This is a genomic window from Bradyrhizobium sp. USDA 4451, from assembly GCF_054822585.1.
In genome coordinates, this window is the sequence record NZ_JBTRCH010000001.1 from 2,635,131 (window position 1) to 2,654,251 (window position 19,121).

General features: G+C 65.3%; 12 protein-coding genes. 3 read left to right on the forward strand and 9 right to left on the reverse strand.

Annotation, left to right across the window (positions count from 1 at the left end; genetic code table 11):
* Nucleotides 1-32: 32 nt before the first annotated feature.
* On the forward strand, nucleotides 33-506 hold the full coding sequence (locus tag ACVMB0_RS12180; RefSeq protein WP_461346374.1) for a secondary thiamine-phosphate synthase enzyme YjbQ: 474 nt from the start codon (nucleotides 33-35) through the stop codon (nucleotides 504-506).
* Between the two features lie 79 nt (nucleotides 507-585).
* On the opposite strand, the gene ACVMB0_RS12185 is transcribed toward ACVMB0_RS12180, so the two are convergent.
* Complete coding sequence (locus ACVMB0_RS12185; RefSeq protein WP_456750719.1) at nucleotides 586-2,250, reverse strand: MFS transporter; 1,665 nt, start codon at nucleotides 2,248-2,250, stop codon at nucleotides 586-588.
* A gap of 315 nt (nucleotides 2,251-2,565) precedes the next feature.
* Between ACVMB0_RS12185 and ACVMB0_RS12190 the strand changes: the two genes are divergently transcribed.
* Nucleotides 2,566-3,240, forward strand: a complete 675-nt coding sequence (locus ACVMB0_RS12190) for a response regulator (protein WP_212021572.1) — start codon at nucleotides 2,566-2,568, stop codon at nucleotides 3,238-3,240.
* A 162-nt stretch (nucleotides 3,241-3,402) separates the two neighbouring features.
* Here the strand turns inward: ACVMB0_RS12190 and ACVMB0_RS12195 are convergent, their stop codons facing one another.
* From ACVMB0_RS12195 to ACVMB0_RS12215, 5 genes are all read right to left on the reverse strand, one after another.
* Nucleotides 3,403-6,912 carry a PAS domain-containing hybrid sensor histidine kinase/response regulator gene (locus tag ACVMB0_RS12195; RefSeq protein ID WP_461346375.1) on the reverse strand — a complete coding sequence of 1,170 codons (3,510 nt, stop codon included), beginning with the start codon at nucleotides 6,910-6,912 and terminating at the stop codon, nucleotides 3,403-3,405.
* Nucleotides 6,913-7,082: 170 nt separating this feature from the next.
* On the reverse strand, nucleotides 7,083-8,312 hold the full coding sequence (hemA, locus tag ACVMB0_RS12200) for a 5-aminolevulinate synthase (protein ID WP_461346376.1): 1,230 nt from the start codon (nucleotides 8,310-8,312) through the stop codon (nucleotides 7,083-7,085).
* 181 nt (nucleotides 8,313-8,493) lie between these two features.
* A complete protein-coding gene (locus tag ACVMB0_RS12205; RefSeq protein ID WP_456750716.1) occupies nucleotides 8,494-9,558 on the reverse strand; it encodes an MBL fold metallo-hydrolase in 1,065 nt (354 codons plus the stop codon).
* Between the two features lie 135 nt (nucleotides 9,559-9,693).
* Entirely contained in the window at nucleotides 9,694-12,903 is a 3,210-nt protein-coding gene (locus tag ACVMB0_RS12210) for an efflux RND transporter permease subunit (protein ID WP_461346377.1), read from the reverse strand.
* A 54-nt stretch (nucleotides 12,904-12,957) separates the two neighbouring features.
* Nucleotides 12,958-14,208 (reverse strand): efflux RND transporter periplasmic adaptor subunit, encoded by a 1,251-nt coding sequence (locus ACVMB0_RS12215; protein ID WP_461346378.1) that lies wholly within the window; start codon nucleotides 14,206-14,208, stop codon nucleotides 12,958-12,960.
* A gap of 324 nt (nucleotides 14,209-14,532) precedes the next feature.
* On the opposite strand from ACVMB0_RS12215, the gene ACVMB0_RS12220 reads away from it, so the two are divergent.
* A complete protein-coding gene (locus ACVMB0_RS12220) occupies nucleotides 14,533-15,111 on the forward strand; it encodes a TetR/AcrR family transcriptional regulator (protein WP_461346379.1) in 579 nt (192 codons plus the stop codon).
* Nucleotides 15,112-15,410: 299 nt separating this feature from the next.
* Here the strand turns inward: ACVMB0_RS12220 and ACVMB0_RS12225 are convergent, their stop codons facing one another.
* From ACVMB0_RS12225 to ACVMB0_RS12235, 3 genes are all read right to left on the reverse strand, one after another.
* A complete protein-coding gene (locus ACVMB0_RS12225) occupies nucleotides 15,411-17,555 on the reverse strand; it encodes a methyl-accepting chemotaxis protein (protein ID WP_461346380.1) in 2,145 nt (714 codons plus the stop codon).
* Between the two features lie 240 nt (nucleotides 17,556-17,795).
* Nucleotides 17,796-18,539: an outer membrane protein gene (locus tag ACVMB0_RS12230; RefSeq protein ID WP_461346381.1), complete on the reverse strand. Its 744-nt coding sequence runs from the start codon at nucleotides 18,537-18,539 to the stop codon at nucleotides 17,796-17,798.
* A gap of 244 nt (nucleotides 18,540-18,783) precedes the next feature.
* Nucleotides 18,784-19,080, reverse strand: coding sequence for a hypothetical protein (locus ACVMB0_RS12235; RefSeq protein WP_461346382.1), 297 nt, complete (start codon nucleotides 19,078-19,080; stop codon nucleotides 18,784-18,786).
* Nucleotides 19,081-19,121 lie beyond the last annotated feature (41 nt).

Below are 19,121 nucleotides of genomic sequence, written 5' to 3' on the forward strand. Positions count from 1 at the left end.
CTTCGCCGGGACGACGTGCTGAGAAAGTACAGATGAACTCACCGAGAAAAATGGTCCGCTCGGCGCCGTCCTCCGTCGCCGCAACCAGCATCGTCTCGTCGCGCCTGACGGTCGAAACGCAGGGCAGCGGCTTCATCGACATCACGCGCGAGGTCGCAAAATTCCTGCGCGAGGTGCGCGCCGGCGAGGGGGCGGTGACGCTGTTCATCCGTCATACCTCGGCCTCGCTGACGATCCAGGAGAATGCCGATCCGACGGTGCTGGTCGACCTGATGACGGCGCTCGATCGCGCCGCGCCCGCGAACGGCGGCTGGCGTCACGACACCGAAGGCCCCGACGACATGCCGGCACATATCAAGACCTTGCTGACGGCGACCTCGCTTCAGGTCCCGGTGCTCGACGGCGAGATGGCGCTCGGCACCTGGCAGGGCATCTACCTGATCGAGCATCGCGCCCGGCCGCACCGCCGCGAGATCGTGCTGCAATTCATCGGCGCCACGCGCTGACGCGTTCGCGTCGCCGCTTAAGACGACATCGGCCGCGGATCGCTCCGCGGCCGATGCATGTTGACCGAGATGTCGACGGTCAGGTCCTGGTGATGTCGACGTCCTTGGTTTCCGGAATGAACAGCGCGCCGACCACGACGGTGATTGCCGCGAAGATGATCGGATACCAGAGACCGGAGTAGATATCGCCGGTCGAGGCGGTGATCGCGAACGCGGTCGCCGGGAGCAGGCCGCCGAACCAGCCGTTGCCGATATGATAGGGCAGCGACATCGAGGTGTAGCGGATACGGGTCGGGAACAGCTCGACCAGCATGGCGGCGATCGGGCCGTAGACCATGGTGACGTAGAGCACCAGGATGAACAGCAGTCCGATGATCGCAGCCACTTGCGGACGGAACACGTCGAACGGGTTCGACATCTTCACGATGCCGGCGTCACCCGCCTTCGGATAGCCCGCCGCCTGCACGGCCGCGGTGATCGCGGGGTTCGACGTCTTGGCGTCCGTGTACGGCACCTCCTTATCGTTGACCATGACCTTCACCGGCGCGCCGGCCGGGCCAGGCACGGTGGAGTACTTCACCGACGACTGGGCAAGGAAGGCGCGGGCGGTGTCGCACGGCGCCGAGAAGACGCGGGTGCCGACCGGGTTGAACAGATCGCCGCAGCCGGCGGGATCCGCAACGACCTGCACCTTGACCGTCTCATAGGCCTTTTCCAGCGCCGGATTGGCGTTGGTCGTGATCATCTTGAAGATCGGGAACAAGGTCAGTGCGCCGATCAGGCAGCCTGCCAGGATGATCGGCTTGCGGCCGATCTTGTCCGACAGCGCGCCGAACACCAGGAAGAAGCCGGTGCCAAGCAGCAGCGCCCAGGCGATCAGGAGGTTGGCGGTGTAACCGTCGACCTTCAGGATCGATTGCAAGAAGAACAGCGCGTAGAACTGTCCGGTGTACCAGATCACCGCCTGGCCCATGGTGAGGCCGAGCAGCGCGAGGATCACGATCTTGGCGTTGGCCCAGTTACCGAAGGCTTCGGTGAGCGGGGCCTTGGAGGTCTTGCCCTCCTCCTTCATGCGCTGGAAAACCGGCGATTCATTCAGCCGCAAACGGATCCAGACCGAGATGCCGAGCAGTAGCACCGACACCAGGAACGGGATGCGCCAGCCCCACTCGGCGAAATCCTTCTCGCCGGTGAAGGTGCGGGTAAACAGGATCACCAGCAGCGACAGGAACAGGCCGAGGGTTGCCGTGGTCTGGATGAATGAGGTGTAGTAGCCCCGCTTGCCCTGCGGCGCATGCTCGGCGACATAGGTCGCGGCACCGCCATATTCGCCGCCGAGCGCGAGACCCTGCAATAGGCGGAGCGAGATCAGGATGATCGGCGCCGCGATGCCGATGGTCTTGGCGTTGGGCAGCAGGCCGACGATGAAGGTCGACAGGCCCATGATCAGGATCGTGACGAGGAAGGTGTATTTGCGGCCGACGATGTCGCCGACCCGGCCGAACACGATCGCGCCGAACGGGCGCACCAGGAAGCCCGCGGCGAACGCCAGCAGCGCGAAGATATCGCGGGTTGCCGGCGGATAGTCGGAGAAGAACTGCGCGCCGATGATGCCGGCCAGCGAACCGTAGAGATAGAAGTCGTACCACTCGAACACGGTGCCGAGCGACGATGCCAGGATGACGAAACGCTCATCCTTGGTCATGCCGGCGGGCCGCGCCGAAGTTGCAGTCATTGTGGACATCTGGATAGCTCCCCCCGAATTATTGCTGCCATGCGAGCCCCCGCTTGGCTGACCAGGCCCGAATGAGCCTGACGCTTCCTTTCAAAGTAACATCGCAGCGAAACCCGCCCCAATAAGACTTTTGGCTTTTGCACGCGTGAACTTATCTTCAAGGGGGAGAACTGAGTGGAACGCCCCCACGCGCATCTGTTGCAGCGCACAAGTTCGGCGGGTTAACTGCGTTGGCATCTGGTATTATCAAGCACTTGCGTGATACTGGCGCGCGGGTCACAACCAAACGGCGCGGATCTGCCGAGATCCGCTAGTGGGACTGAGATGACTGCTGCTGCCAATACTCATCTTGTCATCGCCGACGACCATCCGCTGTTCCGCGATGCGTTGCGTCAGGCAGTGGGAAGCGTCGTGAGTTCGGCCACGATCAGCGAGGCCGGATCGTTCGAGGATCTGACCGCGCTGCTGGAACGGGACTCCGAAGTCGATCTGATCCTGCTCGACCTCTCGATGCCCGGGATCAGCGGCTTTTCCGGTCTGATCTATCTGCGGGCGCAATATCCGGCGATCCCGGTGGTCATCGTCTCCGCCAGCGACGATGCCGGAACCATCCGCCGCTCGCTGGATTTCGGCGCCTCCGGCTTCATCCCCAAGCGCTTCGGTGTTGAGACGCTGCGCGATGCCATCATGAAGGTGATGGAGGGTGACGTCTGGGTTCCACCCGACACCGACCTCTCGGCGGCCGGCGATCCCGACATGACGCGGCTGCGCGACCGCCTGGTGACGCTGACCCCGCAGCAGGTGCGAGTCCTGATGATGCTGTCGGAGGGGCTGCTGAACAAGCAGATCGCCTATGAGCTCGGCGTCTCCGAGGCGACCATCAAGGCCCACGTTTCGGCCATCCTGCAGAAGCTCGGCGTCGAAAGCCGGACGCAAGCCGTGATCGCCGCCGCCAAGATCGCCGGCGGCCAGTGGCGCCAGGGCACGCCGTCGAGCTAGCGTTCCGCCGGGCCTAACTCCGTCACCTGAGGAGCGCGCTCTTGCGCGCGTCTCGAAGGGTCGACGGCCACCAGCCGGGCCGATTCATCCTTCGAGGCTCGCTCTGCTCGCACGTCAGGATGACGGAATGCGTGGTTTGACTTGGATCGCGCACCTTCGCCGCTATTCCGCCGCCACCATCTGCTGCGTCCGCCACTGTCCGAGCAGGGCGCGCAGCGAGGCCGGCTTCACCGGCTTGTTCAGCACCGCGATGTTTTCCTCGCGCGCTGCGGCGCGCACGGCCGGGCTGCGGTCGGCGGTGATCAGGATCGCCGGGATGCCGTCGCCGAAGCGGCGGCGGATCTCGCGGATCGCGGCGACGCCGTTGCCGCGGTCGAGGTGATAGTCGACCAGCACGCCGGTGACGCGGCTGCCGGCGGCCTCGATCGCGCTGATCGCGCCGTCGGCATCGAGCACCGCGATCACCTCGGCATCCCACGCCGTCAGCAGCGTCTTCATGCCGTCGAGAATGGCGGGGTCGTTTTCGATGCAGACGATCAGCGAGCCGCTCATCGGCGTCTTCGCCAGCGGGGTGGCGCTGGTGACGGCTGCGGTGTGGTTGACTGCGGTCGCGACCGGCACGGTGACCGAGAACGCCGAGCCGCCGCTGACATTGGCCGAGATCGCGATGCGGTGGTTGAGCACGCGCGCCAGCCGCTCGACGATCGACAATCCAAGGCCGAGGCCGCGGGCGATCCGGGCACCCTGCTCAAGGCGGTGGAACTCCTTGAAGATCTCGCCGCGCTTCTGCACGGGGATGCCGACACCGGTATCGTAGATGCTGATCTGCAGCGTGTCGCCGCGGCGACGGCAACCGATCAGCACGCGCCCGCGCGGGGTATATTTGATCGCGTTGGAGATGAAGTTCTGCAACAGCCGGCGCAGCAGCGAGCGGTCGGATTCGACCGGCAGCGAGCAGGCGACGAAGCGCAAATCGAGGCCCTTGTCGCGGGCGATCGGCATGAACTCGATCTCCAGCGAGCGCATCAGGTCCGCCATCCGGAAGCTCGTGATCGCCGGCGTCATCGCGCCGGCATCGAGCCTGGAGATATCGAGCAGCGCGCCCAGGATGTCCTCGATCGCCTCGAGCGAGTCGTCGATGTTCTCGACCAGGCGCGAATCCTCACCGCCGTTCTGGCGCTCGACCAGGCTCGTGACATAGAGCCGCGCCGCGTTCAGCGGCTGCAGGATGTCGTGGCTGGCCGCCGCCAGGAACCGCGTCTTGGAGGCGTTGGCATCTTCCGCGATGCCCTTGGCGAGCGCCAGCTCCGAGTTCAGCCGCGTCAGCTCCTCGGTGCGGTCGCGCACCCGCTTTTCCAGCGTCGCGTTGGCGCGCTCCAGCGCCTCCGCGGCCTCGAAGCTCGGCGTGACGTCGGAGAAGGTGATGACGAGGCCGCCGCCCGGCATCCGGTTGGCGCGCACCTCGATCACCAGATGGCGGTCGGTGAAGCGCTCCAGATAGGGCTCGCCCTCGGTGGTGTAGGCACGCAGCCGCAGTTGCAGCAGGCTTTCGCCGTCGCCGGCCGCCGGCGGGCTGATCGCGCCCATATATTCGAGGATCTCGGGCAAGGGGATGCCGAGCTGCACCAGATGCGACGGCAGCGCCAGCAGTTCGGAGAACTGGCGGTTGGAACAGATCAGCTGCAGATCGGCGTCGAACACCGCGATGCCCTGGCGCACATGGTTGAGCGCGGTCTGCAGGATCTCGCGGTTGAAATGCAGCGCGGCGTGGGAATCGTCGAGCAGCTTCAGCGCGGCCTTGGCCGATACCGTCCGCCGTTGCAGCAACAGCGACATCACGAGACGCGAGGAGGCGGCGCCGATCGAGGAGGCGATCAGCCGCTCGGCGTGCTGCAGCAGCTCGAAATCGGCCGGTGCCGCGGTCTGCAGCACGATGTTGCGGTCGGCGGCGAACGCGGCGAACGCCTCGCGGGTGCGGTCGGGGCCGAGATATTGCGTCACCGTGCTCTGGATGTCCTGCACCGTCACCGTGGTGCGCCAGCGCCGGAAGCTCGGCGCGATCGGGGCCAGGGCGTTGGGCACGAACACGTCGGCCTGCAACAGCTCGATCGCGGACGGCGCGCGGGCCAGCGAGAACAGCACATAGGTGAGGACGTTGAGCGCAAGGCTCCACAGCACGCCGTGCAGCAGCGGCGGCAGGTCGGCACCGAACAGCGCCTGCGGCCGCAGCGCCTCGATCCCGAACGGCCCGTGTTGCAGCAGCATCAGGCCGGCGGTGGAGTTTTCCAGGAAGCTCGGGATGAACAGCGTGTAGAGCCACGTCGCAAAGCCGACCAGCATGCCCGCCATGGCGCCGCGTGCGGTGGCTCTGCGCCAGAACAGGCCGCCGAAGAAGGCCGGCGCGAGCTGGGTGATCGCGGCAAACGACAGCAGGCCGATCGCGACCAGCTGGGTATTGCCGAGCGCGCGGTAATAGAAATACGCCAGCACCATGATGGCGAAGATCGAGAAGCGGCGCGCCTTCAGCAGGAAATCGGCAAAATCCTTCTGGCCGGCACGGGCGTCGTCGCTGCGCGGCAGCACCAGCGGCAGCACGATGTCGTTGGAGACCATGATCGACAGCGCGACGCATTCGACGATCACCATCGCGGTCGCCGCCGACAGGCCGCCCACGAACACCGCAAGGCTGAGCAGTTGCGAATTGCCCTCGATCGGCAGCGCCAGCACGAACATGTCGGCGTCGACAGCGCCGAACGGGAAGATCACGAGGCCCGCGATCGCGATCGGAATCACGAAGATATTGATCACGACGAGGTAGAGCGGGAACAGCCAGCGCGCGCGGGTGACCTCGGCGGGCGTCGAGTTTTCCACCACGCTGACATGGAACTGGCGCGGCAGCAGCATGATCGCGCAGAACGACAGCAGCGTCATGATCAGGAAATTGCCGATCGACGGCACATATTCGATCGCGCGCACCGCCTCCGGCGTTTTCAGGGCGCGCTCATAGAGCTCGACCGGGGAGAACATCCAGAAGGTGACGAAGGCGCCGGCGGCGATGAAGGCGACCAGCTTGACGATGGATTCGGCGGCGATCGCCAGGATCAGGCCGTGCTGGTGCTCGGTGGCGTCGGTGTGGCGGGTGCCGAACAGCACCGCGAACACCGCCATCGCCAGCGTCACCATCAGCGCGATGTCGCCGATCACAGGGATTTTCGAGAACGCCTGGTCCTCGCTCAGGATGGTCTCCAGCGACGAAGCCATCGCCTTCAGCTGCAGCGCGATGTAGGGCACCGAGCCGATGATCGCGATCAGCGCCACGGTGGCCGCGACCGCCTGGCTCTTGCCGTAGCGCGCGGCGATGAAGTCGGCGATCGAGGTGATGTTCTGCGACTTGGCGAGGGCGATCACGCGGCGCAGCAGCGGGGTGCACAGCCCGACCATCACGATCGGGCCGACATAGATCGCCAGGAAGTCGATGCTGGTGCGGGTGGCGAAGCCGACCGAGCCGAAGAAGGTCCAGGAGGTGCAGTAGATCGCCAGCGACAGCGGATAGATCCAGTGGCTGGCGCGGCCGCGCGCGTCCGGCGGCGTCCGGTCGCCGCGGCTGGCAATGAAGAACAACAATCCGATGTAGGCGAACGCCGTGGCGATCACGCCCCAATCGTGCAGCATCGCTGCTCATCTCCTGTTCCCGGCCTCTAGGGCATGATCCGGAAAAGTGTGAAGCGGTTTTCCGAAAAGATCATGCTCAAACAAAGCGGCCCGGGATCAGGATTATAACGCAAAGGGCCGGCCGCGCGATGCACGGCCGGCCCGAATTCGGGGGCGGAAAACCGATAAGGTTACTCGGCGGCCAGCGGCTTCTGGTGCAGCGGCAGGCCGAGCCGGTCCCAGACCTGGAGCAGGGCTTCCGCCAGCGCGTCGATCAGGCCGTCGTCATGGTAGGGCGAGGGCGTGATGCGCAGCCGCTCGCTGCCCTTGGCGACGGTCGGATAATTGATCGGCTGGATGTAGATGCCGTGGTCCTCGAGCAGCAGGTCGGAGGCGCGCTTGCACTTCTCGGGATCGCCGACGAACAGCGGCACGATATGGGTGTCGCTCGACATCACGGGCAGCCCGGCCGCGGTCAGGATCGCCTTGGTGCGGGCGGCGCGGTCCTGGTGGCGCTCGCGCTCCCAGCTCGAGGTCTTGAGGTGGCGGATCGCAGCGGTCGCGGCCGAGCAGATCGCCGGCGGCAGCGCGGTCGTGAAGATGAAGCCCGGCGCATAGGAGCGCACGGCATCGATCACCGCGGCCTTGCCCGCGATGTAGCCGCCGAGGCAGCCGAACGCCTTGGCGAGCGTGCCTTCGAGGATATCGATCCGGTGCATCACGCCGTCGCGCTCGGCGATGCCGCCGCCGCGCGGGCCGTACATGCCGACCGCATGCACCTCGTCGACATAGGTCATGGCGCCGTATTTTTCGGCCAGATCGCAGATCTTGGCGAGCGGCGCGACGTCGCCGTCCATCGAATAGAGGCTCTCGCAGACGATCAGCTTCGGCCGGTCGGGGCCGGCGGCGATCAGGAGCTCTTCGAGATGTGCAACGTCGTTGTGGCGGAAGATCTGGCGGTCGCACCCGGCCTGGCGCACGCCTTCGATCATCGAATTGTGGTTCAGCGCATCCGACAGGATCAGGCAGTTCGGGATCAGCTTGGCGAGCGTCGAGATGCCGGTCTGGTTCGAGACATAGCCCGAGGTGAACAGCAGCGAGGCCTCCTTGCCGTGGAGGTCGGCGAGCTCGGCTTCGAGCTGCACCAGCGGATGATGGGTGCCCGCGATGTTGCGGGTGCCGCCGGCGCCGGTGCCGACCCGGGTCGCGGTCTCGACCATGGCGCCGACCACCTTGGGGTGCTGGCCCATGCCGAGATAGTCGTTGGAGCACCAGATCACGACGTTGCGGCTGCCGTTCGGCGAATGCCATGTCGCGTGCGGGAAGCGTCCCGCGATCCGTTCGAGGTCGGCGAACACCCGGTAGCGCCGCTCGTCATGCAGGCGGTTGAGGGCGGTGTTGAAAAACTGGCTGTAATCCATCGGCAAACCCAGAAAGCGGAACCTGACCGGAACGACTGCCTCTTCTTAGAGCTTTTCCAGCTCTAATGTCCATGCACTGGCCCACATCTCGGCATTCGTCGCAGTTGGGCAAATTGCCCTAGCGGCCGTCCATCCCGCTTGATTCCGGACAAATAGCCCGGGGTATGATCGCCCGGCGGGCTCAGGTCGTCCTGAAGCGCAGCATGCCGTCGGCGTGCATCGCGGCCGTCAGGCGGCCCTCGACCAGCATGTAGTTGACATGGGCGACCAGCTCGCCGGCGGCGAAGCCCATCTGGTGCTCGTCCAGCACGTGCTTGTGGAACACCACAGGCACCAGTTCCTTGGAGGTCTGCGGCACCTCGCGGCAGGCCTCGGCGATCAGCCGGCAGCGCTCCTCATGGTGGTCGGCGAGCTGCTTGATCCGGGTCTTCAGCCCGTAGAACGGCACGCCATGGCCCGGCAGCACCATCACGTCATAGGGCAGCGTGGTGGTCAGGCTCGCCAGCGAAGCCAGATACTCGCCGAGCGAGTTCTGCTCGGGCTCGACCGCCCAGACGCTGACATTGGGCGAGATCTTGCTCAACACCTGGTCGGCGGACAGGAACAATTTGTCGGCCGCGCAATACAGCATCACCTGGTCGAGCGCGTGGCCGCCGCCGGTGATCACCTTGAAGCGCCGCGTGCCGATCACGACCTCGTCGCCATGGGTGAGGCGGTGATAGGACGGCGGCAGCACCGAGACGCGCTTCAGGTAATCCTGGCCGCGGCCGAGCAGCTTCTCGGTGAGGTCCTCGTCCATGCCGTGGCGGCGGAAGAACAGCCGCTGCGCGTTGCGCCGCTCCTCGGTGCCGCGGTTCTGGTGATAGACCGATTGCAGATATTCCACCTGCGACATGAACAGCGGGCAGTCGAACCGCTCGGTGATCCAGCCGGCGAGACCGACATGGTCGGGATGCGAATGCGTCACGATCAGCCGCTTGACCTTGACGTGCTGCAGCGGTCCCTCGAACAGCGTGGTCCAGGCCGCGATCGATTCCTCGTTGCCGAAACCGGCATCCACCATGGTCCAGCCGTCGCCGTCGGCGAGCAGGTAGATGTTCACATGGTTGAGGCGGAACGGCAGCTTCAGCCGCGCCCACAGCACGCCGGGCGCCACCTCCACGACCTGGTCGTGGCCGGGATGGTTTTCCCAGGGGTATCGCAGTGCCTCCGCGGAGGAGGGAAGGCTGTCGGTCTTCGTATGCATGCTACCGGCTTAGCGGCACATGGCCCGCTGCGCCAGCCGAAAAATCAGATAGTCGTCCGGAGAATGGGCTCGAACGGCACCCGAATTCCGCAGCCCGGATTGCGCCGGTCGCTTCACCGCACGCTTGCGACAGGATCATTCGGCTGGATGTACGCTCCCCATGGGATTGCTGTGCTTGCTAACACTCCCCGAAGATGTGGCTTCGTGCGTTGCTACGCGCTGCGGCTTGCGCCCGAACTTGCGGACCACGGTGTAAAACGCTGGGGTAAACAGCAGGCCGAAGGCGGTCACGCCGAGCATGCCGGCGAACACCGCGGTGCCGAGCGACTGGCGCATCTCCGCGCCGGCGCCGGTTGCGACCACGAGCGGCGCGACGCCGAAGATGAAGGCGAGCGACGTCATCAGGATCGGCCGCAACCTTGTGCGTGCCGCCGTGACGGCAGCTTCAGCCGGGCTCGCACCGGTCTCCTCGGTCTGGCGCGCGAACTCCACGATCAGGATCGCGTTCTTGGCTGCCAGACCGACCAGCACGACAAAGCCGATCTGGGCCAGCACGTCGATCGGCATGCCGCGCCACAGCAGGCCCGTCACGGAGGCGAGCAGGCACATCGGCACGATCATCACCACCGCAAGCGGCAGATTCCAGCTTTCATACTGGGCGGCGAGCACCAGGAACACGAACAAAGCGGCGGCGCCGAACACCAGCAGCGATGATGTTCCCGGCAGCTGCTGTTGAAAGGCAAGCTCGGTCCATTCGAAGCCGATGCCGGGCGGCAGAACCTCATGGGCCAACTCCTCCATCCGATGCAGCGCGCTGCCGGTCGCCACGCCGGGCGCCGCGACGCCCATCACCTCGGCCGCCGGGAACAGGTCATAGCGCGGCACGCGATAGGCCATGTTCTCGGATTTCATCCGCGCCACGGTGCCGATCGGCACCATCTCGCCCGAAGAGTTGCGGGCCTTCAGCCGCGCGACATCCTGCGGGTCCTGCCGGAACGAGCCGTCGGCCTGCGCGATCACTTGGTAGGTTCGGCCCAGATAGTTGAAGTCGTTGACATATTGCGAGCCGAGATAGACCTGCAGGGTGCTGAACACATCGGTCGGCGTCAGACCGACCTTCTCGGCGCGCTCGCGGTCGATGTCGGCATAGACCGACGGCGCGCGGGTGCCGAACAGGGTGAAGACCCCGGCGAAGCTCGGATCCTTGTTGGCGGCGGCGACCAGCGTCTGCGCCGCCTTGGCGAGTGCCTCAGAGCCGAGCCCGGCACGATCCTGCAGCATCATCTTGAAGCCGCCGGCATTGCCGATGCCTTGCACCGGCGGCGGCGGGATCGTCAGCACGTAGGCCTCCTGGATCACCGACAGCCGCTTGCGCAAATCGGCGAGCACGCTGGCCGCGGTCACGCCGTCGACCTCATGATTGTATAGCGACGGCAGGCCCGAGAAGATCGTTCCGGCGTTGGAGGCGATCGTGAAGGTCGTGGCATCGAGCCCCGCAAACGGCGCGACGTGCTCCACACCCGGCGTCGACATGATGATCTCGATCGCTTTCTTCACGACCGCTTCGGTCCGGTCGAGCGTCGCGCCGGGCGGCAGCTGCAACACCGTGATCAGATAGCCCTGGTCCTGTTCGGGAATGAAGCCGGTCGGCGCCCGTGCGAACTGGAAGCCGGCAAGGCCGATCAGCGCCGCATAGATCACGAGCACGACCCCGGTGATCTGCACCAGCCGCCGCGTCAGCCGTCCATAGCTGGTCGAAAGCCATTCGAAGCCGACATTGAAGCGGGCAAACCCTGCCTGCAGCAGCCGGGCGATCCACGAGCCCTGCGCCTTGCGGCCGGGCTCATGCGCCTTGAACAGCACCGCGCAGAGCGCGGGGCTCAAGGTCAGCGACACGAAGCACGATATCAGCGTGGACGCCGCGATCGTCACGGCGAACTGGCGGAAGAACTGACCTGTGATACCCGACAGGAACGCTGACGGAACGAACACGGCACACAGCGTCAGGGCGATCGAGATCAAGGCGCCCCCGACTTCCGTCATGGTGACGTGAGCGGCCTCGACCGGGGTCATGCCACGCTCGAGATTGCGCTCGACATTTTCCACGACGACGATGGCGTCGTCGACCACGATGCCCACCGCCAGCACAAGTCCGAACAGCGAAAGATTGTTCAGCGAGATGCCGAGCAGATACAGGAAGCTGAATGTTCCCACCAGCGAGACCGGGATCGCGATCACCGGAATGATCGCGGCGCGCCAGCTTTGCAGGAACAGGAACACCACGCCGACCACGAGCAGGATCGCAACGAAGATCGTCTTGATCACCTCGTCGACGGATTTGCCGACGAAGATGGTCGGGTCATAGATGATCTTGTATTCGACGCCCGGCGGGAATTCCTTGCCGAGCTTCTGCATCGCCTCGAGCACTTCCTTGTCGACGGCCAGCGAGTTGGCGCCTGGCTGGGCGAAGATCAGGAGCGGCAAGCCGGGTTGCCGGTCCATGAAGGCGGTCGAGCCGTAATCGGAGGCGCCGATCTCGACCCACCCGACGTCGCGCAACCGCGTCACGCGACCCTCGCCATCCGACTTCAGCACGATGGAGGCGAACTGCTCCGGCGTCGAGAGACGTCCGAGCGTCTGCACGTTGAGCTGATAGGCCTGCTTCGAGGCGACCGGTGGCTGGTTCAGAATTCCGGCCGATACCTGGATGTTCTGGGCGCGCAGCGCGGCCAGCACCTCGCTTGCGTTCAGATTGTGAGCCGCGACCTTGTCCGGATCGAGCCAGATGCGCATGGCGTACTCGCGGCCGCCCTGCATCGTCACGTCGCCGACACCCGGCAACCGCGCCAGCACATCCTTCACATGCAATGTCGCGTAGTTCGAGATGTAGAGCAGGTCGCGTGAAGAATCCGGCGAATAGAGGTGAACGGCGAGCAGGATATTCGGGGTCGCCTTCCTGACCTGCACGCCGAGCCGCTGCACGTCTTCCGGAAGCCGCGGCAGGGCATCCTGCACGCGGTTCTGCGTCAGCATCTGCGCAACGTTGAGGTCGGTGCCGATCCGGAACGTGACCGTTATGGTGAGCTTGCCGTCACCGGTCGCCTGACTGTTCATGTAGAGCATGTTCTCGACGCCGTTGATCTCCTGCTCGAGCGGCGTCGCAACGGTGCGCGAGACCACCTCGGCGGAGGCGCCGGGATAGCTTGTGGTGATCTGAACGGTGGGCGGCACGATCTCCGGATACTGCGCGATCGGCAGGATCGCGAGCGCGCCGAGACCGATCAGCGTCACGAACACGCTGAGGACCGTGGCGAAGATCGGCCGGTCAATGAAGCTGTGGCTCATTTGAAGCTCCGGAAGTCAGGAAAGCGACGCCTGGTCTTGCTGTCAGTCTTTGACCTAGCCGCGGCCGTCGGCGCTCGTGTCGTAGTGAATGGTGCCGTCCTGCGGCGTGACCTTTGAGCCGGGAATGGCACGTACCAGGCCGTCGATGACGACGCGGTCACCGGGCTCGAGGCCCGATCGGATCACCCGCAACCCGCCGCGCAGATCGCCCGTCGTCACGATCTTCGGCTTGACCGCGGAGTCGGGCCCGACGGTCATCACCAGATGTTGCGATTGGTCGAGCGTAACCGAGGCATCGGGAAGCAAGAAGGCCGGCGCCGGCGGCGCGATCTCGACCCGCAACCGCGCAAACGCACCGGGCGCCAGGAGGAGATCGGGGTTCGGCACCGTCGCGCGCGCCCGGATCGTGCCGCTGGAGCGATCGAGCGCGTTATCGATGAAATCGAGCGTTCCGTCGCGCTTGAAATCATTCTCGTCGGAAAGCCGGATCAGGACCTTGTTGGCAAGCGGCCCCTGAATACGGGCTCGCGCGCGCGAGAATGTCAGGAAATCGGATTCGCTCATGTCGAAATCGACATAGAGCGGGTCGAGAGAGACCAGCGTCGCCAGCAATGTCGTCGGGCTGGTCGCGGCGCGGCTGCCCGCGATCAGGCTGCCGATCGAAACCTGCCGCGCGCCGATGCGTCCCGTAAAGGGCGCTCGCACGCGGCTGTAGTCGAGATCAAGCTCGGCGTCGCGCACGCGCGCCTTGGCATCTTCGACCGCGGCTTGCGATGCGTCCTGGTCGTTGGTGCGCTGATCAACGGTTTCCTGCGTCGCGAAGTCACTTCGCTTGAGTGACGTCGCGCGCGTCAGCTGATTGTTGGCGAGCTCGACGCGGGCTTTTGCTGTCTGCAGCGCGGCCTGCGCTTGAGCGAGCTTGATTTCGTAGGGGCGCGGATCGATGACAAACAGAAGATCGCCCTTGTGAACGATCTGGCCGTCCTTGAACCGAATCTCGGTCAGAGTGCCGCCGACCTGGGCACGCAGCTCGACGCGGTCGACCGCGGAGAACTGGCCGAGGAAGTCAATCCTGTTGCTGACCTCGCGCTGCAGCGGCTGGCTGACTGTCACCGGAGGCGCCGGCGGTGCGACCGCTGCCGCCTTGTTGCCCCCATGGGGCGCGAAGCCGAAATAAACCGATCCGACGGCGAGTGCGATTGCCGCGACGATGACGCCGGTTCGCCAGCTGCGTCTGCGCGGTTGCCCTCCCGATCGATCGAGCGGCTCGCGTGCTACCTTCGTGTTGTCGGTGATCTGGTCCATGAGACGTCCGTCATTCTTTGCCTGGCCGCCCGAAGCCTGGCCGGGCGAGGCGCCGCCAACGGCAGGCTGAGCGTTGCGGCGCATCGGGTCGGTGTTGCCTGGTCACTGTCGTTGCCGGAGTGGAAAAATACCGCGCGGGGTTGATATCTGGAGCAAGCCCTCCAATATCTTCGGGGCGATATAACTTCGGGGAGGCGCCGTTCAAGGAATTTTGGAGCGATGACACCAAAAATAATCCAAGGGAAGAAAGCCAGGGACGACACCAGGGACGACACGGTCCGTAACCGCAAGGTGCGCAACCCAAAGCGCGGCCGAGGACGGCCTTTGGTCTTCGATCGCGCCGCCGCGCTGCAGGCTGCGATGAAGCTGTTCTGGGAACGCGGCTATGAAGGCACGTCGTTCGACGAGCTGATTGATGCGATGGGGATCAGCGCCTCGAGCTTCTACAATTCATTCGACAGTAAGGAAGCGCTGTATTGCGAAGCGACCAGCAGCTATCTCGACTGGGCGGGCAAATGGTTTCTCGCCATTCTCAATGATCCGTCGATCGACACCAGAACCGCATTCGCGCACTTGCTCGCGGCCACCGCAGACGAGTTCACGCGAGGCGATCACCCGCTTGGCTGCATGATCTCGCTGGCCGGGACGCATTGCTCGCCGGGAATGAAGAACATTCGTGAGATGATGGTCGAGCATCGCGCGTTCTCGGAAAGCGTGATGGCCGAGCGCATGCGCAGGGGCATTGCCAACGGCGATGTGCCGCCGGCGACCGATTGCGACATGCTGGCCGCCTATTACAGCGCGGTCGTTCGCGGCCTGGCTGTCCAGGCGCGCGACGGAGCATCGCGCGAGAAGTTAGGCGAGATCGGCCGCTTGGCAATGCAGGCCTGGCCGCACGGCTAGACGCCCGAGTGCAACCAGAAGACCGCGATCGGGCGCAATTGCACACCTGAGAGGATGTGAAGTTTTGTCCTCATCCATTGTTGTCGTCGCCCGGCTCGACCGGGCGACCCAGTACGCCGAGGCCTATCGGCTCAAGCACGGCCGCCTCTGGAATACTGGATCACCCGCATGCGCGGGTGATGACACTGAGCAAGCTGAGCAAGCCAATTCCGTCACCCCGAGACGCGCAATTGCGGACCTGGGAATCTCGAGGTTCCGGGTTCGATGCTGTCGCATCGCCCCCGAACGGCGGCGGCAAGTTACGCCGCGCGGATGTTCGACAGGAAGCCGTCGATCTCCGAGCGCAGCACGTCGGCCTCGCGGCGTAGCGCGTCGGAGGCGTTGAGCACCTCGGCGGCAGCAGTGCCGGCCTCCGCCGAGGCGGTGGAGACGCCGACGATGTTGCTCGACACCTCGCTGGTGCCGCCCGCCGCATGCTGGATGTTGCGGGCGATCTCGCGGGTCGCGGCACCCTGTTCCTCGACCGCGGCGGCGATCGCGGTGGTGACGTCGTTGATCTCGCCGATCGTGCTCGAGATGTTGCGGATCGCGGAGACCGCCGTGGTCGTCACCTCCTGCATGCTGACGATCTGCTGGCGGATCTCCTCGGTCGCTTTCGCAGTCTGGCTCGCGAGGTTCTTGACCTCGGAGGCGACCACGGCAAAGCCGCGGCCGGCCTCGCCGGCACGCGCCGCCTCGATGGTGGCGTTCAGCGCCAGGAGGTTGGTCTGCGAGGCGATGGTCTGGATCAGGTCGACCACGACGCTGATCCGCGCGGCGTTGTCGGCGAGCCCCTGCATCGTGCTGTCGGTGGCGCTGGCTTCTTGCACCGCCTTGCGGGCGATCTCCGCCGAGGTGACGACTTGGCGGCCGATCTCCTGGATCGACGACGACAGTTCCTCGGTACCGGCCGATACGGTCTGGACGTTGACCGAGGTTTCCTCGGCGGCGGAGGCGACCGCGTTGACCAATGCGCTCGACTGGTCGGCGGTCGCCGACATGCTCTGCGCGGTCGACTGCATCGAGTTGGCGGCGGTCTGCAGGCTGCCGAGCGCGCTCTGCACGTTGGACTCGAACGCTGCGATCTGCGCCTCCATGCGCGAGGCGCGCTCGGCCTTGGCGGAGCGGTCCTTGTTCTGGTTGTCGGTGAGCTCGCGGCTCTCGATCATGCTCTCGCGGAACACCTGCAGCGCGTCGGCCATCACGGCGATCTCGTCGCGCTGCCGGCTCTGCGGGATCTCGGTGTCGAGGTCGCCGTCGGACAACAGTTGCATCGAGCGCTGCAAGCCGCGGATGCGGCGCAGGATGTTGCGCCCGACATAGAGCCAGACGAACAGGAACGAGCCGACCAGCGTCAGCGCGCCGAGGCCTATCATGACCGTGGTCGCGAGCGAGATCTGCTGCCGCGCCTGGAAGGTCGAGGCGTCGGTCTCCTTCTGCACGGCCTCGACCAGCTGCTGCACGCTGATGCCGAGCCCGACATTGAGCTTGCGGGTCTCTTCCAGGATGGTCTGGCCGTAATCGATCGAATCGAGCTCCTTCTGGCGGACCTTGAACACGCCGGTCTTGCCTTCGCCGAGCGCGAGCAGCTTCGCGGCGGTGTCGCGCACGGCGACGATCGCCGGATTGTTCGGCAGGTCCTCGAGGTTCGACTTGACGCGCTCGCGGCCGTTCTTGAACTCAGCCTCGATCGCATCGAGCGTCTCGCTGGATGTGGCCGACAGCGCCGCGGTCATGTCGGCGGCGATCAGATTGCCGACGGAGAGCACATTGCTGATCTGGCCGACGGTGCGGGCCGCTTCGGTGGCGTCGTCGGCGGAGACCTCGGCCGAGGCGAGGATGGCGTTGAGCCGGGTCTGCGCGTCGAGCATCGCGGGACCGGCGGCGGACACGAAGGCGTTCTGCGCCTTGCGCAGCGCATTGTACTGCTTGTCGCGCAGCGCCGCGATGTCGAGCCGCTCATGCGCGGCCGAGATCAGGCTCTTGGTCGCCTCGTCGGTGTTCTTGACGTTCTCCTGCAATGCGCTGACCACGGATTTGTCGGCACCGAGCTCGATGATCTCGCCGAGCTTGGCATTGGTCTGCTGAGCGACCTCCTGCACCTTCTTGGTGCGCTCGACCAATGCATCCTCGCTCTGCACCGCGAGCAGACCGGGCCCCTGGGCGGCGAGCGAGGCGCTCTGCGCGGACAGTTGCAGGCTGGCGGCGAGCCGCGGAATGTCACGGCCGGAGAGATCGCTCATGGTGCCGCCGAGCCGATGCAGCACAATGCCGGCGCCGGCGCTGATCACGAGCGCCATGCCTGCGATCACGGCGAAGGCCGCGAACAGGCTGCCCCTGACGCCCATCTGCGGCAGGCGGATGCGCTTGAGATTTGGTTTGCCGAGCTTGAACGAAAACGCCATTGCCCCTGTACCCCCTGGCCAACTACCCCGGCCACTACTCTTGGATGTTTCCCCGGCGCGGGAGTATCGGTGCGGCGGGTTAACAAAATCGGGAAAATTGCGGCGAGCTGCGGGATTTTTCAGGGCCGCCGTGCACAGTCGCCGTTTCAGTTCGCTGTGCGAAACCGATGCACGCGATCGGACGCAGAAAAGGCCGGCGCGAGCCGGCCTCTCCACTCCTGGTTGTGATGGTCGGTCGTCTCAGTAGCGGCCGTAAGCGGGGCCGCCGAGATTGCCGAGATTGAAACGGTAGTTGAGGCCGGCCTTCACCGTGTGCTCGTCATTGTGGAAGCTGCCGTACTGCGCCAGCGCGCCCGGCGCGGTGAAGCGGCTGTCGCCGAAGTCGTAGTACTGATACTCGACCTTGGCCGACCAGTTCGGCGCGAACATGTATTCGGCGCCGCCGCCGATGGTCCAGCCGTTGCTGTGATTATCGCTGAGGATGAAGCCGACCGGCGCGCCGCCCAGCGTCACCGACTCATTGTTGTCGGAATAGGCGTAACCGCCCTTCACATAGATCAGGCCCGGACCCCAGGTGTAGCCGACGCGGCCGGTGATCGAGGCGATGCCGCGCTGGTTGTTGTTGTAGACATAGCCGCCCGGGAAGATCGCGTTGAGCTGATGGCCGCTGAGCCAGGAATACTGGCCTTCGAGGCCGATCACCCACATCGGCGACAGCTGCCAGTCGTAGCCGGCCTGCACGCCGCCCATGAAGCGGGCGTCGGAGTCGGACAGCGCGAGGCCGTTGAAATTGTTGTTGCCCGAGAACACGCCGCCGAGATGGCCGCCGAGATAGAAGCCGGTCCAGTTGTAGAGCGGCGCGGCGTAAACCGGCGCGGGCGCCTTCTGGTAATAGCCGCGGTTGAGGTCGGCGGCGTGAGCGGTCGCGCCGAGGGCAGCGACGGTGGCAGCTGCGGCTGCGGTTGCGAGCAGGAACGTCTTCATGGGGCAGTCTCCGGACAAGTCATGAGGCGCAGCGTGAATGGCGCCATCCATGGCCGCTGGGTTAGCCCGCATTTGAATAAAATTTCTCACCGAACGACGGCTTGGCGCGTTAAGTCGCAGCCTTTGCGGCGAAACGTTTTGTTGTGCCTAACGAACGCTTAAGCCGCGATGACGGAAGGCTTAACGCGGCGTGCACAGCGCGTCTTCCGTTAACCAAGTCGATTCAATCAAAACTCATCCCGCCTTAGGCGAGCCGCTTGCGCACATCGTCGCGCATCTGCTCGCGGAACGCTGCGCGGCGCGCGGTGCGCTCCCCGACCGGAACGTCGTGGCGATCGAACACGTCGAACTCCTGCAGGATCGGATAGTGCTCGCTCGCCATCGCCAGCACGCGCAGCAGGCCGGCGACCTTCGGCGGCGGGCCGGTGACTTCCCATTTGCGCAGCTTCTCGGCGCCGCCGGCTGCCGGCAGGCCGCACAGTTTCGCCATGTCGGCGGCCGTCAGCTCCCGGCCGAGCGCCTCGCCGAGATGTTTGCGCAATTTCCTTAATTCCGGGCCGGTCACGCTGAAGTCCGCTCCGC

What these genes read in the sequence shown, in the direction of transcription:
- ACVMB0_RS12180 (WP_461346374.1), top strand. Translation starts at nt 33, where the DNA reads ATGAACTCACCGAGAAAAATGGTCCGCTCGGCGCCGTCCTCCGTCGCC.
- ACVMB0_RS12185 (WP_456750719.1), bottom strand. Translation starts at nt 2,250, where the DNA reads ATGTCCACAATGACTGCAACTTCGGCGCGGCCCGCCGGCATGACCAAG.
- ACVMB0_RS12190 (WP_212021572.1), top strand. Translation starts at nt 2,566, where the DNA reads ATGACTGCTGCTGCCAATACTCATCTTGTCATCGCCGACGACCATCCG.
- ACVMB0_RS12195 (WP_461346375.1), bottom strand. Translation starts at nt 6,912, where the DNA reads ATGCTGCACGATTGGGGCGTGATCGCCACGGCGTTCGCCTACATCGGA.
- hemA (WP_461346376.1), bottom strand. Translation starts at nt 8,312, where the DNA reads ATGGATTACAGCCAGTTTTTCAACACCGCCCTCAACCGCCTGCATGAC.
- ACVMB0_RS12205 (WP_456750716.1), bottom strand. Translation starts at nt 9,558, where the DNA reads ATGCATACGAAGACCGACAGCCTTCCCTCCTCCGCGGAGGCACTGCGA.
- ACVMB0_RS12210 (WP_461346377.1), bottom strand. Translation starts at nt 12,903, where the DNA reads ATGAGCCACAGCTTCATTGACCGGCCGATCTTCGCCACGGTCCTCAGC.
- ACVMB0_RS12215 (WP_461346378.1), bottom strand. Translation starts at nt 14,208, where the DNA reads ATGGACCAGATCACCGACAACACGAAGGTAGCACGCGAGCCGCTCGAT.
- ACVMB0_RS12225 (WP_461346380.1), bottom strand. Translation starts at nt 17,555, where the DNA reads ATGGCGTTTTCGTTCAAGCTCGGCAAACCAAATCTCAAGCGCATCCGC.
- ACVMB0_RS12230 (WP_461346381.1), bottom strand. Translation starts at nt 18,539, where the DNA reads ATGAAGACGTTCCTGCTCGCAACCGCAGCCGCAGCTGCCACCGTCGCT.